This is a genomic window from Nocardia sp. NPDC058114 (assembly GCF_042884695.1).
Lineage (GTDB): Bacteria > Actinomycetota > Actinomycetes > Mycobacteriales > Mycobacteriaceae > Nocardia.
This window is the reverse complement of the sequence record NZ_JBHVTK010000001.1, coordinates 616,943-631,716: the sequence shown is the minus strand read 5'-3', so window position 1 is coordinate 631,716 and position 14,774 is coordinate 616,943. Positions and strand designations below refer to the sequence as shown.

Here is a 14,774-nt window from a genome sequence, read left to right as displayed (position 1 = left end):
CCCCGGCCCGGGGGGGGGGGCCCCTTGTTCGGGCGTGGTGTGTGTTGTCATGGGGGGGGGGGCGGCGCCCCCCCCCCCCCCGCCGAGGCGAATGTTTCAGTGCCCGAACGATATCGGGACCATGATCACCAGCCGCGCTCGGCCAGACGGTGCGGCTGCGGGATCTCTTCGACGTTGATGCCGACCATGGCCTCGCCCAGGCCACGCGAGACCTTGGCCAGCACGTCCGGGTCGTCGTAGAAGGTGGTGGCCTTGACGATGGCGGCGGCGCGCTGTTCGGGGTTGCCGGACTTGAAGATGCCCGAGCCGACGAACACACCTTCGGCGCCGAGCTGCATCATCATGGCGGCGTCGGCGGGGGTGGCGATGCCACCGGCGGTGAACATGACGACCGGGAGCTTGCCGGTCTGCGCGACCTCGCGAACCAGCTCGTACGGGGCCTGCAGTTCCTTGGCGGCCACGAACAGCTCGTCCTCGGACAGCGAGGTCAGGCGACGGATCTCGCCGCGGATGGTACGCATGTGGGTCGTCGCGTTGGACACGTCACCGGTGCCCGCCTCGCCCTTGGAGCGGATCATGGCCGCGCCCTCGGTGATGCGGCGCAGGGCCTCGCCCAGGTTGGTGGCGCCACAGACGAACGGGACGGTGTAGTTCCACTTGTCGATGTGGTTGGCGTAGTCGGCGGGGGTGAGCACTTCGGACTCGTCGATGTAGTCCACGCCCAGGCTCTGCAGGATCTGCGCCTCGACGAAGTGGCCGATACGGGCCTTGGCCATGACCGGGATGGAGACCGCGGCGATGATGCCGTCGATCATGTCCGGGTCGCTCATCCGGGACACGCCACCCTGGGCGCGGATGTCGGCGGGCACCCGCTCGAGCGCCATCACGGCCACGGCGCCGGCGTCTTCGGCGATCTTGGCCTGCTCGGCGTTGACCACATCCATGATCACGCCACCCTTGAGCATCTCGGCCATGCCGCGCTTCACGCGGGCGGTGCCGACGGTGTTGGTGGTCTCAGGCGTAGTCACGAATGTCTCCTGTGTCATGGGCGCCAATCAAGTCGCTCGGATTCGGTTCACCGTCGATTCTAGAGCTGCCCGAAATCGGCCTTCATAGCCAGTTGAGCACCACTGGCCTTGTCACGACCAGCGGTGATGTGTTCACCGCGCACCGCTGGCCTTGTCCGATGGCCTGGCATTCACCGTGCCACGGCTCCGACCGCGTCCGCCACGGGGCCGCGCCATGCCCGGTCGACCAGCACGATCGCCGCCGCGACGGCCGCCGCACCGGCGGCGCACCACAGCGCCGCGACCGGAGTCCGCGCGCGATCGACGGCCACGCCGACGAGGCGGCATCGAGCGAATCATGGCCCGGGTACTGTCCCCCGCTGGGCCTCAGCGGATCGAGCGGACCACGTGCTGGGTGTCGTCTTCAGCCGCGGAAACGGCTTCGGTGAGGAGTTCGTCGAGGTGGTACGGGTAGACGGCCTCGCCCGCGTCGTCGAGTGCGCGGATGTCGTCGGCGGAGCACCAGCGGTGGTCGGTGATCGTGCGGCGCTCCAGGGCGGTCAGGTCCGCCGGGCGCCATTCGAAGCCCGGCGAACGCAGGCTGAAGAACAGTTCCTCGGAGCGGATCAGCTCGCCGTTGAACGGGAACACCGCGACCCGCCGCCACAGCGGACCGCGCAGCGCGGCGGGATCCACCCGCTGCCCTGTTTCCTCGTAGATCTCGCGCACCGCGGCGTCGCGCAGGCTCTCCCCCGGTTCGACGCCGCCGCCCACGGTGAACCAGAAGGCCACCTCGGGGATCATCGGGTCGTGACCACGCAGCAGCAGCACGCGGTTGTGCTCGTCGAGCAGCATCACCCGGGCGGAGGTGCGGGTGGTGTGCACGGTGAGGCCGGTGGCGGCGGCGGGCGTCGCGCGTTCGGTGATCTCGAAATAGGTCGGCAGCGGCGCGGTACCGCCGAGGTGCAGGATGCGCACGGGCCTGCGGGTGCGCAGCGCCAGGGTGTCGCGCACGGCGTCGTTGTGGAAGCGCCGGGCGATCAGCACGCGCGCCTCGGCGTCGGCGAGTTCGGCCACCAGCTGCGGTCGCAGGTGGTCGATGTCGACGAGCGACAGCGCGGCGGAGAGCTGGTTCTCGATCGTTTCCCGGTCACCGCGATCGGCGCGTTCGGCCCGATCGGCGAGTGTGGCGAGCTGGGTGGCCCGTTCGGCCCGGCGGGGATCGGTGCTCACCGGACCGGCCTCCGACATCGCCACCGCGCGAGCCACCACCGCCCGGCGGGCGAGCGCGGCATCGAGTGCCTGCCAGGACTGATCGGAGCGCACGTGCAGCCGGTCGAGCCGGTTCGCCGTGGAGTAGGCCCACACGCCGAGGGCCAGGACGAGCAGGGCGATCAGCCCGAGAACGAGGACGGTGGTCGCGGAGAAGGTGATCATCCGGCGGCCCGGACGCGGTTGTCGCCGACGGTGACGGTCTCGTACACCCGCAGGATCTGTTCGGCCACGACCGGCCAGTCGTAGCCCGCGACCACCTGGGTCGCGGTGCTGACCAGACGCGTCCGCGTCTCGTCGTCGGTGAGGAGCGTGTCGATGGCGGTGGCCAGCGCGTCGGAGTCACCGATCGGGGTGAGCATGCCCGCGGTCCCGTCGCGCAACACGCGACGGAAGGCGTCGAGTTCGCTCGCGACCACCGGGGTGCCTGCCGCCATCGCCTCGATCAGGATGATCCCGAAACTCTCGCCACCGAGGTTCGGCGCGACGTACACGTCGGCACTGCGCAGCGCGGCGGCTTTCTCCTCGTCGGAGACCTGTCCGAGGAACCGCAGATGCCCCGCGTGCTCCCCGGCTTCACGGCGCAACCGATCCTCGTCACCGCGCCCGACGATGAGGATCTCCACGTCGGGATGGTGGTCGATGAGCGCGGGCAGCGCGCCGAGCAGCACGTCCATGCCCTTGCGCGGTTCGTCGTAGCGACCGAGGAACAGCACGGTGCGGCCCGCGCGCGGGTATCCGTCGAGTGGCTCACCGCGCGCGAACGCGGACACATCGACACCGTTGGGGATCTCGACCGCGTCGGATCCCAGCGCCTCGACCTGCCAGCGCCTGGCCAGCTCCGACACGGCGATCCGCCCACTGATCTTCTCGTGATACGGGCGAAGCACACCCTGAAAAGTACTGAGTACCAACGACTTCGTGGTCGAGGTGTGGAAGGTCGCCACGATCGGGCCCTCGGCGATCTTGAGCGCCAGCATCGACAGGCTCGGGGCGTTGGGTTCGTGGATGTGCAGCACGTCGAAGTCGTTGCTGTCGATCCAGCGCCGGATCCTGGTGTAGGCCATGGGGCCGAACGACAAGCGCGCCACCGACCCGTTGTAGGGAATCGCCACCGCGCGACCCGCCGAGACGACGAAATCGGGCAGCGGGGTGTCGTCGGAGGCGGGGGCGAGCACGCTCACCTTGTGCCCGCGTTCGATGAACACCCGGGCCAGTTCGACCACATGGGCCTGCACGCCGCCGGGGACGTCGAACGAATACGGGCAGATCATGCCGATCTTCACGGCTGCCCTCCCGCCTGCTGCGCGGTGATCCGCGACAGTCGTTCGGGCGACAGATCGCCTTCCCAGAGCGGTTGCAGCATGTGCCAATCGGCCGGATGCTCGGCGATATTGGCGGCGAACCGGTCGGCGAGCGCCTGCGTCGCGGCCGCCACCCCACCGGAAACATCCAGGGCCGGTTCGGCTTTCAGCCCCCAGCCCTCGGTGCCGTCCTCGTCGACAGTGAACCAGCCGTGCACGGGAACCAGCGCGGCGCCGGTCTCGATGGCCAGTTTCGCGGCACCGCCGGGCATCCAGGTGCGCTCACCGAAGAAGTCGACGGGCACGCCCTTGCCGGTGAGGTCGCGTTCGCCCATCAGGCACACGATCCGGTTCTGGCGCAGGCGTTCGGCGAGCGCGGCGAACGGCGGCTGCTCGCCACCGGTCAGCGGGAACACCTCGAAACCGAGGCTCTCGCGGTAGGCCACGAACCGCTCGAACAGTGATTCGGGCTTCAGCCGTTCGGCCACGGTGGTGAAGTTGTCGTAGTGCTGCACCAACCAGACACCGGCCATGTCCCAGTTACCCGAGTGCGGCAGCACCAGGATGAGGCCGCGGCCCTGCTCGAGCGCGGCGTCGACGTTCTCCAGACCACCGACGTAGTAGTCGATCTTCGTGTGGTCCATCGACGGCAGGCGGAACGCCTCACGCCAGTAGCGGGCGTAGGAGCGCATGCTCGCCCGCATCAGGTCGCCGGGGACCTGGTCGGCGGGCACACCGAGAACGCGAGCGAGGTTGCGGCGCAGCTGTTCCGGCCCGCCGCCGCGCACCGAACGATCGGCGCCGAGGTCGAAGACCTTGCGCGCCAACCCTTCCGGCGCCGAACGCACGAGGCCCCAGCCTGCGGCGTAGCCCCAGTCGCTCAACCGATCCGTGAGGCTCACGAGGCAGATCCCGCGTCCGGCTGCGGCGTCGGCGGAATCACCACGCGGGCGCCCGGCGAATTGCGCACCGCCAGCACCCGCTGGAACACCGTCACGATGCTCAGCACCGCCAGCACCCACATCGCCACGTACACGGCCCAGGTGAGCCAGTCGAGCCCCCAGTGCCCGCCGATGCCGGTGAGCCCGGCGCCGACCAGCACGATAACCAGACGGTCCGGGCGTTCGATGAGCCCACCGTCGGCGGACAGGCCGCTGGCCTCCGCACGCGCCTTGGCGTAGGAGATCACCTGCGAGGTGACCAGCACGATCAAGGTCAGCGCGAACAGGTGCTTGCTGTGCTCGTGATAGACGGCCCACCAGGCGAGTCCGCCGAAGATCGCGCCGTCGGCCACCCGGTCACAGGTGGCATCGAGGACGGCGCCGTACTTCGTGCCGCCGCCGCGGGCGCGCGCCATCGCACCGTCGAGCATGTCGAACATGACGAACAGCCAGATGACCATCGTTCCCCAGAACAGGTGTCCGGAGGGGAACAGCGTCACCGCGGCCGCGATCGTCGCGGTGGTGCCGATCAGGGTCATCGCGTCCGGGGTGAGCCCCGTCCCGACGAGCGCTTTGCCCAGCGGCGCAGTCGCTTTCGCAAACGTCTGGCGGCCGAAGAAGCTGAGCACGGTCCTTATTCCTCCCACGCCTCCGCCAGCAGCTGCCGCGTGTCGCGCAACAACTGAGGCATCACCTTCACCCCGCCGACCACGGTGATGAAGTTCGCATCCCCGCCCCAGCGCGGCACGATGTGCTGGTGCAGGTGGTCGGCGAGCGAACCACCGGCCACTCCACCGAGATTGAGACCCACGTTGAATCCGGCAGGCCGCGAGACCTGCTTCATCACGCGGATCGCCCGCTGCGTAAAGGCCATCAGTTCCGCGCTCTCGGCGGTCGTGAGGTCCTCCAGGTCGGCTACCCGGCGGTAAGGCACCACCATCATGTGCCCTGGGTTGTACGGGTACAAGTTGAGCACGGCGTAGACATTCTCGCCGCGGGCGATGATCAGGCCGTCTTCGTCCGACATCTTGGGGATATCGGTGAACGGATGCCCGGTCGCGTCCTTGGGCTTGACCTCGCCGGTGATGTAGGACATCCGGTACGGCGTCCACAACCGCTGCAGGCGGTCGGGCTGGCCGGCCCCGGCGTCGACGATCGAGCCGGCCTCGGGGGCGAGGTTCTCGCTCATGCCTGAACCGCCGCGGAGACGACCTCGAACCCCTCGGCGGTGGGTGAGGCGTTCACGCGGTGGGCGACCCAGGTGGTGATGGTGGCGACCGCGTCGGCGACCGGCACACCGTTGACCTGGGTGCCGTCGCGGAACCGGAAGCTCACCGCGTCCGCTTCCACGTCACGCGCGCCCGCCAGCAGCATGAACGGCACCTTCTGCGCGGTCTGGTTGAAGATCTTCTTCTGCATCCGGTCGTCGCTGCGGTCCACCTGGGCCCGCACGCCGGCGTCGCGCAGCCGCTCGATCACCGAATCCAGGTGCGGCGCGAAGTTCTCCGCCACCGGGATGCCGACGACCTGTACCGGCGAGAGCCAGGCCGGGAAGGCACCGGCGTAGTGCTCGGTGAGCACGCCGAAGAAGCGTTCGATCGAGCCGAACAGGGCGCGGTGGATCATCACCGGACGCTGCTTGGTGCCGTCGGAGGCGGTGTACTCGAGGTCGAAACGATCGGGCAGGTTGAAATCGAGCTGCACGGTCGACATCTGCCAGGTGCGGCCCAGCGCGTCCTTGACCTGCACGGAGATCTTCGGGCCGTAGAACGCGGCGCCGCCGGGGTCGGGCACCAGGTCGAGGCCGGATGCCTCGGCGACCTTCTCGAGGGTTTCGGTGGCCTCGGCCCAGAGTTCGTCCGAGCCCACGTACTTCTTCGGGTCCTTGGTGGACAGCTCGAGGTAGAAGTCGTCGAGGCCGTAGTCCTTCAGCAGGCCGAGGACGAACTGCAGGGTGCTGGTGAGCTCGGCGTGCATCTGCTCTTTGGTGCAGTAGATGTGCGCGTCGTCCTGGGTCATGCCACGCACGCGGGTCAGGCCGTGGATCACGCCGGACTTCTCGTAGCGGTACACCGAACCGAACTCGAACATCCGCAGCGGCAGCTCACGGTAGGAACGACCGCGCGCGCCGAAGATCAGGTTGTGCATCGGGCAGTTCATCGGCTTGACGTAGTAGTCCTGGCCGGGCTTGCGGACGGTGCCGTCCTCGTTGAGCTCGGCGTCGAGGTGCATGGCCGGGAACATGCCGTCCTTGTACCAGTCGAGATGGCCCGAGATCTCGTACAGATGCCCCTTGGTGAGGTGGGGGGTGTTGACGAACTCGTAGCCCGCGTCGACGTGGCGCTGACGCGAGTACTCCTCCATCTCCTTGCGGATGATGCCGCCCTTGGGGTGGAACACCGGCAGACCCGAACCGAGCGCGTCGGGGAAGGAGAACAGGTCCAGTTCGAGGCCCAGCTTGCGGTGATCGCGGCGCTCGGCCTCGGCCAGCAGCTCCAGGTAGGCGTCCATCGCCTCGGTGGATTCCCACGCGGTGCCGTACACCCGCTGCAGGTCCTCGCGGTCCTGGTCGCCACGCCAGTAGGCGGCCGAGGAGCGGGTGAGCTTGAACGCGGGGATGAACTTGGTGGTGGGAATGTGCGGGCCGCGGCACAGATCGCCCCACAGCTTCTCGCCGGTGCGCGGGTCGAGGTTGTCGTAGATGGTCAGCTCGTTGCCGCCGACCTCCATGATCTCGGGATCGTCGATGCCGGACTTGTCACTGATCAGCTCGAGTTTGAACGGCTCGTTCGCCAGTTCGACGCGGGCGTCGTCGATCTCCACGACGCGCCGCGAAAAGCGTTGCGCGCCTTTGATGATCTTCTTCATCCGCGATTCCAGCTTGGCCAGATCCTCGGGGGTGAAGGGCTTGTCGACCTGGAAGTCGTAGTAGAAGCCGTCCTTGATCGGCGGGCCGATCCCGAGTTTCGCGTCGGGGAACTCCTGCTGCACCGCCTGGGCCAGCACGTGCGCGGCCGAGTGCCGGATCACGCTGCGCCCGTCCTCGCTGTTCGCGGGGACCGGCTCGACGTCCGCGTCGTCCTCCGGAATCCAGGACAGATCCTTGAGCGCGCCGTCGACATCGCGCACGACCACGACGGTGTCGGGGCCCTTGGTGGGCAAACCCGCCTCCCGTACCGCCGCGCCCGCCGTAGTCCCGGCCGGCACTCGAACGAGGGCGACTGGACTGATGGGTGCAGAGGTGGTCACGGGGATGCTCTCCTTGACTTCGGTGCCGGGTCGATCCGGCAGTTCTCGCAGGGTCCTTCCCGCGCCCGCCCATGCTATCGGGAGCGCGCGTGGGCCGTGTCGATGGACCTAGGAGGTCCGAGCGCGCGCGGCGGCGGCCAGGTGTTCGGCTCGGTCGGCGGGCGAGCGTTTCGGGCAGCTCGTGCACATCTCGCGGCCGGGCGCCTCGAAGACCAGGCAGCACGAGGCGCGGCGGACGAAGGTGCGGCCCGCCACGGTGACGAACCGCGGTGCGGGCAGGCGCGCGCCTACGTCGGCGGCCAGCCTGGTCGCCGCGTCCGGGGAGCCCGCGTCCAGTGCCCGGTTGCCGATGGCATCGGCGACAACCGCCCACAGCGCCGGAATCCCGGCCCCCGACACCGCCGCGACCTGGGTGATCACGGCGGTCAGGGTGTCACGCAAGGCGGCAGCGACCTCGTCAGCCGCTGCCGCACCGGTCTCGCCACCTACGTCCGAGCGCACGGAACGGCCGGTCGCATCGACCGGCACCCGGTGGAACTGCGCGTGTTCGACACCACCGTCGGGCCGGACCACGCACTCGAATTCGCCCAGGGCGGCGACCGGGGCGGGCGTGCCCGCCGCGTAGGCGACGGCGATCTGCTCGACCAGCGTCGAGGCGACCATGCACCACCACAGGGTGCCCGCGACCCGGGGAACATCGGTGCCCCAGGTATGGCTCATCGCGTCGATCCGCGCCGCGATCCAGGCGGGGTCGGTGAGGACGTGGCCGGGAACAGTGCTCACGACATCAGGGGACTGTGTAACCATGGCCAATCGACTCCGATCCACCCTGCGACCATCGAAAATGTACCGAGCAGCCACAACGTCACGAGGACGAGGGCGAAGGTGCCCACCGCGCCGAGCACCTTGATGAACCAACCGCGCGAGGTGTACCAGTCCATGACGATCCGGTACTTGCCGCGCACCCAGGTCAAGGTGTGGTGGGCCCAGACGAACTCGGTGGCCAGGATGCCGAATCCCGCGAACACCAGCGCCCAGCCGGGTCCGGGGTACGGGATCGTGACGATCCCGACGAGCAGGACCAGCCCACCGACCACGCCGACGACGATGCGGTAGCCGAGGTCGAGGGTAGGGCGCTGGGCGATGTGTGCCCGGAAGGCGCGCCCGCGTTCCTTCAACCCGTCCCACCGCTCCGGCTCGGCCGTGGACTCCTCGTCCGCGGAGTCGGGGCCGTCGGTGACGCGCCCGGCGGCGGTCGGATCGCTGGTCATGATTTCCAGACTACGAGTCCGACCGCCGACCGGTCGCGGTGTCGTCAGCCGGTGACGGCGAGTGCGGCGTGATCGTCGATCGCGCTGACCCCGTCGAGCGTCACCTCGAGCACCCGCGAGGTCGCGATGTCGAAGAACAGCCCCGACACCGCCAATCCGCGCTCGGTCACCGCCCGGCGCACCGCGGGATTACGTCCCAGGGTCTCCAGCTGCACGGCGACATTGACCATGCTCAGCTGGTCCACCTCGTCGTACCCGGCCGCCCTGGCCGCCTCGGCCACGGGGTGGCCCGCGAGGAACCGTTCCAACGTCGGCTCGGCGTGCCGCAACCAGGAGCTCAAGCCGCCTTCGGTGGCGGCGGCGGAGTGCACCGCCTTCATCGCACCGCACGAGGAATGCCCGCACACCACCACCGAGCGCACCGCGAGGCTGTCCAACGCGAAACTCAGTGCCGCTTCGACGGAATCGTCACCGCTGACCGGGACCAGATTGCCCACATTGCGCACGGTGAACAGGTCGCCGGGACCGCTGTTGGTGATCACGTTGGGCACGATCCGCGAATCCGAGCAGGTCAGGAAGAACGAGTCCGGATCCTGACTGTCGTGCAGCCCGTCCAGATGCGATCGCACGACGTGCGCGTGGCCGCGATGGTAGGCCGCGACGCCCGCGGTCACCGCGTCGCCGCCGGACTTCTGGTGCCGCCACGGACCGAGTATCTCGTCGATGGCGGCGCGACCGAATCCGCGGATCGGCGGCGCGGCCGGGGTATCGGCCATCCGCGCACTGCCGATTTCGACGAAATCGACACGGCCACCGCCGCTTTCCTGCTGGCGCTGCCACTCCTCGATCGCCTCGAACGCGGCGTGATCGAGGAAGTCGACGGTCATCTCGACGGTCACCTCGGCGCCCGCGGGTACCTTCGCCAGCTCGCCCGACAGTTTCGGCAAGGCGAGGAAGGTGCACGAGCCGTCGATATGGACCTGCCAGCGCCCGTCGGGCAACGGGGTCGCCGCCACCTGCACGCGCACGACCCGCCACAGCAGCAGCCCGAACGCCAGGGCGAGGCCGATGACCACGCCTTCGAGCAGGTTGGTGAACACCACGCCGAGCACGGTCACCACATAGACCAGCAGGTCACCGGTGCGCCGGGCCAACCGGATGTGGGCCAGTTTCAGCAGCTGCATGCCGATGACGATGAGCAGACCCGCCAGCGCGGCCTTGGGGATCTGCTCCACCAGGCCGACCAGCGCCACCGAGAACAGCAGAATCCAGAGTCCGTGCAGCACGGTCGATGCCCTCGTGCGCGCGCCCGCCTGCACATTGGTGGCGCTGCGCACGATCACACCGGTGATCGGCAGGCCACCGACCAGGCCCGAGACGACATTCGCCGTGCCCTGGCCGATGAGTTCCCGATCGAATCCGGTGCGCGGACCGGTGTGCATCTTGTCGACCGCGACGGCCGAGAGCAGGCTCTCCACACTGGCGATCAATGCGATGGTCAGCACCATCATGGCGACGGCGGACCAGTTGCCCGAGGGCAGTTCCGGCAGGCCGAGCGCGTCGAAGACCGACCCGCTCAGGGCGATGCGCTCGACCTCGGGCAGACCGAGCGAGAGCACGGTGCCCACCAGCACCGCGACCAGCGGGCCCGGCACCGCGCGCAGCTTCGGCGGGACGTACTTCCAGCCGAGCATCACCGCGATCACCACGGCGCCGACGAGCGCGTCACTACCGTGCAGCGCGAGCAGCTGTCCGGGGAGTTCGATCAGGTTGCGCAGCGCGGTGCTGTGCGAGGAGCCGCCGAGCAGCACGTGGACCTGCTGCAGGGCGATGGTGATGCCGATGCCGGCCAGCATGGCGTGGACCACCACGGGGGCGACGGCGAGCGCGGCCCGCGCGATCCGGCTGAGCCCGAACAGGATCTGCAGCACACCGGCGGCGACGACGATGAAACAGGTGACGCGCCAACCGAATTGCGAGATGGACTCGGCGACGACCACGGTCAGACCCGCGGCGGGACCGCTGACCTGCAGGACCGAGCCGCCGAGCAGGCCCGCGACCACACCACCGATCACGGCGGCGACGAGACCGGCGGCGATCGGCGCGCCGGAGGCGACCGCGATGCCGAGTGAAAGCGGCAGTGCCACCAGGAAAACCACGATGGAGGCGGGCAGATCGTGACGCAACAGCGTCTGTTGCCACGCGGGACGGGACGACTCGTTCGACGAGCCGTCCGCGTGGGGCGGGGCAAGGTCGTTCTCGACAGACATTGACTCTCCTTCGCCGGCTCCCGGCGCTGGGCCGAGGCCGATCATCACGAGGACGGTGAAGCAAAGGGACGGGAGCATCGAAGGATCCGGTGCAACGGCGAACCGGGTTCGGATGGATCCAACCTATTAGTAAAGAATTGGCAAAGCCAGTGTGCCGCACACATAGTGGGTCTCGCCATAACGGCAGGCAGTGTGTGGTGTGACCCACAACTACCCCGCTTTACACCGGTTCGGCGGCGGCCCGACGGGCCTCGTCGAAGTCGGCGATCCCGTCGGCGGTGATCTCGATGACCCGCGCGGTCGCCAGGTCGAAGAACAGCCCCGACACCGCGACCCCGCGCTCCTGGATGCCACTGCGCACCGCCGGATAGTCGATCAGGGTCTGCACCTGCCGGGCCACGTTCACCATGCCGAGTTGGTCGACCGGGCCGAAGCCCGCCAGCCTGGCTGCCTCGGCGACGGGGTGACCGGCGCGGAACGCCGCCAGCGTGGGCTGAGCATGGGCCAGCCAGTCGTCGAGTCCGGGCCCGGCCTGCACCTGCCCGTACAGCGCTTCCATCGCCCCGCAGCCGCTGTGCCCGCACACCACCACCGAGCGCACGTCGAGCTTGTCGAGCGCGTAGATCAGCGCCGCTTCCACCGAGACGTCGGAGCCGCCCACCGGCACCAGATTGCCGACATTGCGCACCGTGAACAGGTCGCCGGGACCACTGTTGGTGATCACATTGGGCACGATGCGGGCGTCGGCGCAGGCCAGGAAGAACGTGTCGGCATCGGGCCGGTGCCGCAACCCGTCCAGGTGCGGGCGCATCAGGTGCGCGTGCTGGCGATGGTAGGCCGCGATGCCCGCGGCGATCGGGTCGACGCCGCCGCTGCGCCGCCACGGCCGGATCGCCTCGTCGACCGCTTTACGCGCATGGCCGTGCTCGGGGGGCCCGTCGTGGGTGCGGGCCATCCTCGCGGCACCGAGTTCGACGAAATCGACGGTGCTACCGCCGGATTCACGGGCGTCGGCCCATTCCGAGAGCAACTCGCACGCCGCGTGGTCGAGGAAGTCCACGCTCAGTTCGACGGTCACGTCCACACCCGCAGGCACCTTCGCCAGTTCGGACGTGAGCCGGGGCGCGGCCAGGAAAGTGCAGGTGCCCGCGATGCGCACCAGCCAGGTCCCGTCCTCGCGCGGGGCCGCGGCGATGGTGAACTTCACGACCCGCCACAGCAGCAGCGCGAAGGAGGCGACCAGTCCGATCAGCATGCCCTGCAACAGGTTCAGCGCGACCACGGCGATCACGGTGACCAGGTAGACGTAGATGTCACCGGTGCGGCGGGCACGTTTGATGTGCGCCAGCTTCACCAGCTGCACCCCGATCAGCACCAGCAGCCCGGCCAGCGCCGCTGTCGGAATCTGGCGGACCAGACCGACCAGCACGATCGCGAACACCAGGATCCAGCCACCGTGCAGCACGGTGGCCGCCCGGCTGCGGGCGCCCGCGTTGGCGTTGGTGATGCTGCGCACGATGACCGCCGCGATCGGGAGGCCGCCCAGCACGCCGGAGACCATGTTCGCCGCACCTTGACCGAGCAGTTCCCGGTCGAAGTCGGTGCGCTGATCGGGGCGCAATTTGTCGACCGCGACAGCCGAGAGCAGCGTCTCCACACTGGCGATGAGGGCGATGGTGAGCATGGTGAGCGCGATCGGCAGCCACCCGCCGTGCGGCAGCGCGGGCAACCCGATGCCGTCGAGCAGTGAGCCGTCGAGGCGCACCCGTTCCACCGTCACCGGCAGCACCAGCGAAACCACCGTCGCCGCCACCACCGCGACGAGCGGGCCGGGCACCACCCGTACCCGGCGCGGCAGATACTGCCATCCGATCAGCACGGCGATCACGAGCAGCCCGACGAACAGGTCACCCTTCTGCACCGACATCACCTGATGCGGGAGCGCGACGATGCTCGCCCACGGCGAGCTGACCGTCGCTCCGCCGAGCAGGACGTGGACCTGCTGCAGCGCGATCACCACGCCGATGCCGGCGAGCATCGCGTGCACCACAACCGGCGCGATGCCCAGCGCGGCGCGCGCGATCCGACTGAGCCCGAACAGAATCTGCAGGACACCCGCGCCGACCGTGATGAAACACATAGCAGCCCAACCGAATTGCTGAACGGCTCCCGCCACGACGACGGCGAGACTCGCCGTCGGCCCGCTGACCTGAACCTTCGAGCCGCCGAGCAACCCGGCGACAACCCCGCCGACAGCGGCGGCGATGAGCCCGGCGACCACCGGCGCACCGGAGGCCAGTGCGACGCCGAGCGACAGCGGCAGGGCCACGAGGAAGACCACGAGTGACGCTGGAAGATCTTGCTGGAGAACAGCTTTCATAGACGCGCACGACATCGGGCGCGCCGTGGCGATGGTAGTGGTCGTAGTAGTGCCCGGATCATTGTCGGTCATCATTCTCCTTCGCCGGGGCGGGTGAGCTCCCGGTTCATCGGTCGAACATGCACTGGCAATTGATGCTGAGCTGCGAGCGAACGGCGGATCTGCAGCACTGCTCGAAGAGATCGGACCCCAGACACAGAGTCGGATTAATAGTAAAGAACTTCCCAAGCATTAGAAAACGTTCTGGGAAGAATGGGACGGAATCGCCGTCGTTCTGTGACCTCAGTCACAGAGCAGGTTCTCGGCGAGCTGCCGTTGCGTCGCCTGGTCGAGACCGGCACGGGTCGCCCACGCGGTAGGGCCACCGTGCTCGGTGTCCAGGTGGGTCAGGAACTGGCGCATGGTGATCGCGTCAGCGGCGAACACCCAGGCGGGGAGCCGATCAGCCGCGTCGTCCGGTCGGGCAGGCCGGCCGTCGCGAGCCCGCAGCGCGGCGATGTTCGGGGTGGTCGCGGCGTAGTCGGCGATGATGTCGTCCGCGCGTACCCCGGCGACCGCGAGCAGTAGGGCGATCACCACCCCGGTCCGATCCTTGCCCGCGGCGCAGTGGATCAGCGCGGGCAGTTGGCCCGGAACCGAGAGCAGACGCAGCACGGCGGCGATGTTCTCGCTGCTGTGCTCGAGGTACTCGCAGTACCGGTCGAACATGCTCCCGTCGGGCGAGACCTCGGTGAGGTCCAGCCGCACCCGGTCCGCGCCGTAGACGTGCAGGTTCCGGTAGTCGGCGACGGCATCGACCACCGCACCCGTTCCGTCCGTGACGATCTCGTCCGGCGCGCGCAGGTCGACGACCGTGCGCAGTCCACAGTCGGTGAGCAGAAACGCCACGTCCCCGGCATCCAGCCGGGTGAGCAGATCCGACCGAAACACCCGCAAGCGACGCACCTGCCGCCCGTCCACCGTGCGCAATCCACCCAGATCGCGCGCGTTCACCGCACCGCGCAGCGGCAATTCCCGGCCCATCGCAGAACTCACACCGTTGGTCATCACAATCCCCGTTCTCACTTTTCGCAGCACCTG

The 14,774-nt window shown here is 68.8% G+C and carries 13 protein-coding genes; all 13 read right to left on the bottom strand.

What is annotated here, in order from left to right; translation table 11 throughout:
* Positions 1-125: 125 nt before the first annotated feature.
* A complete protein-coding gene (gene pdxS / locus ACFVVI_RS02795; RefSeq protein ID WP_056810852.1) occupies positions 126-1,046 on the bottom strand; it encodes a pyridoxal 5'-phosphate synthase lyase subunit PdxS in 921 nt (306 codons plus the stop codon).
* A 152-nt stretch (positions 1,047-1,198) separates the two neighbouring features.
* Positions 1,199-1,339, bottom strand: coding sequence for a hypothetical protein (locus ACFVVI_RS02790; protein WP_387442742.1), 141 nt, complete (start codon positions 1,337-1,339; stop codon positions 1,199-1,201).
* A gap of 55 nt (positions 1,340-1,394) precedes the next feature.
* Positions 1,395-2,441, bottom strand: a complete 1,047-nt coding sequence (locus ACFVVI_RS02785; RefSeq protein WP_378989132.1) for an NUDIX domain-containing protein — start codon at positions 2,439-2,441, stop codon at positions 1,395-1,397.
* Entirely contained in the window at positions 2,441-3,565 is a 1,125-nt protein-coding gene (locus ACFVVI_RS02780; protein WP_379312717.1) for a glycosyltransferase family 4 protein, read from the bottom strand. The genes ACFVVI_RS02785 and ACFVVI_RS02780 overlap by 1 nt, the downstream gene beginning before the upstream one ends.
* The gene (locus tag ACFVVI_RS02775) at positions 3,562-4,485 is read right to left on the bottom strand and encodes a phosphatidylinositol mannoside acyltransferase (RefSeq protein ID WP_387442739.1); all 924 of its coding nucleotides are present in this window, start codon (positions 4,483-4,485) and stop codon (positions 3,562-3,564) included. The genes ACFVVI_RS02780 and ACFVVI_RS02775 overlap by 4 nt, the downstream gene beginning before the upstream one ends.
* Positions 4,482-5,153, bottom strand: a complete 672-nt coding sequence (gene pgsA, locus ACFVVI_RS02770) for a phosphatidylinositol phosphate synthase (protein WP_378988934.1) — start codon at positions 5,151-5,153, stop codon at positions 4,482-4,484. The genes ACFVVI_RS02775 and pgsA overlap by 4 nt, the downstream gene beginning before the upstream one ends.
* Before the next feature lie 5 nt (positions 5,154-5,158).
* The gene (locus tag ACFVVI_RS02765) at positions 5,159-5,713 is read right to left on the bottom strand and encodes an HIT family protein (RefSeq protein WP_378626868.1); all 555 of its coding nucleotides are present in this window, start codon (positions 5,711-5,713) and stop codon (positions 5,159-5,161) included.
* Positions 5,710-7,773, bottom strand: coding sequence for a threonine--tRNA ligase (gene thrS, locus ACFVVI_RS02760; protein WP_378988932.1), 2,064 nt, complete (start codon positions 7,771-7,773; stop codon positions 5,710-5,712). The genes ACFVVI_RS02765 and thrS overlap by 4 nt, the downstream gene beginning before the upstream one ends.
* A gap of 108 nt (positions 7,774-7,881) precedes the next feature.
* The gene (locus ACFVVI_RS02755) at positions 7,882-8,556 is read right to left on the bottom strand and encodes a (2Fe-2S)-binding protein (protein ID WP_378988930.1); all 675 of its coding nucleotides are present in this window, start codon (positions 8,554-8,556) and stop codon (positions 7,882-7,884) included.
* Positions 8,553-9,044, bottom strand: a complete 492-nt coding sequence (locus ACFVVI_RS02750) for a TIGR02611 family protein (RefSeq protein ID WP_387442736.1) — start codon at positions 9,042-9,044, stop codon at positions 8,553-8,555. Before ACFVVI_RS02750 ends, ACFVVI_RS02755 begins: the two co-directional genes overlap by 4 nt.
* 44 nt (positions 9,045-9,088) lie before the next feature.
* A complete protein-coding gene (locus ACFVVI_RS02745; RefSeq protein ID WP_378988926.1) occupies positions 9,089-11,314 on the bottom strand; it encodes a SulP family inorganic anion transporter in 2,226 nt (741 codons plus the stop codon).
* A gap of 220 nt (positions 11,315-11,534) precedes the next feature.
* Positions 11,535-13,769: a SulP family inorganic anion transporter gene (locus tag ACFVVI_RS02740; RefSeq protein ID WP_387442733.1), complete on the bottom strand. Its 2,235-nt coding sequence runs from the start codon at positions 13,767-13,769 to the stop codon at positions 11,535-11,537.
* A gap of 207 nt (positions 13,770-13,976) precedes the next feature.
* Complete coding sequence (locus ACFVVI_RS02735; RefSeq protein WP_387442731.1) at positions 13,977-14,741, bottom strand: tyrosine-protein phosphatase; 765 nt, start codon at positions 14,739-14,741, stop codon at positions 13,977-13,979.
* Between the last annotated feature and the right edge of the window lie 33 nt (positions 14,742-14,774).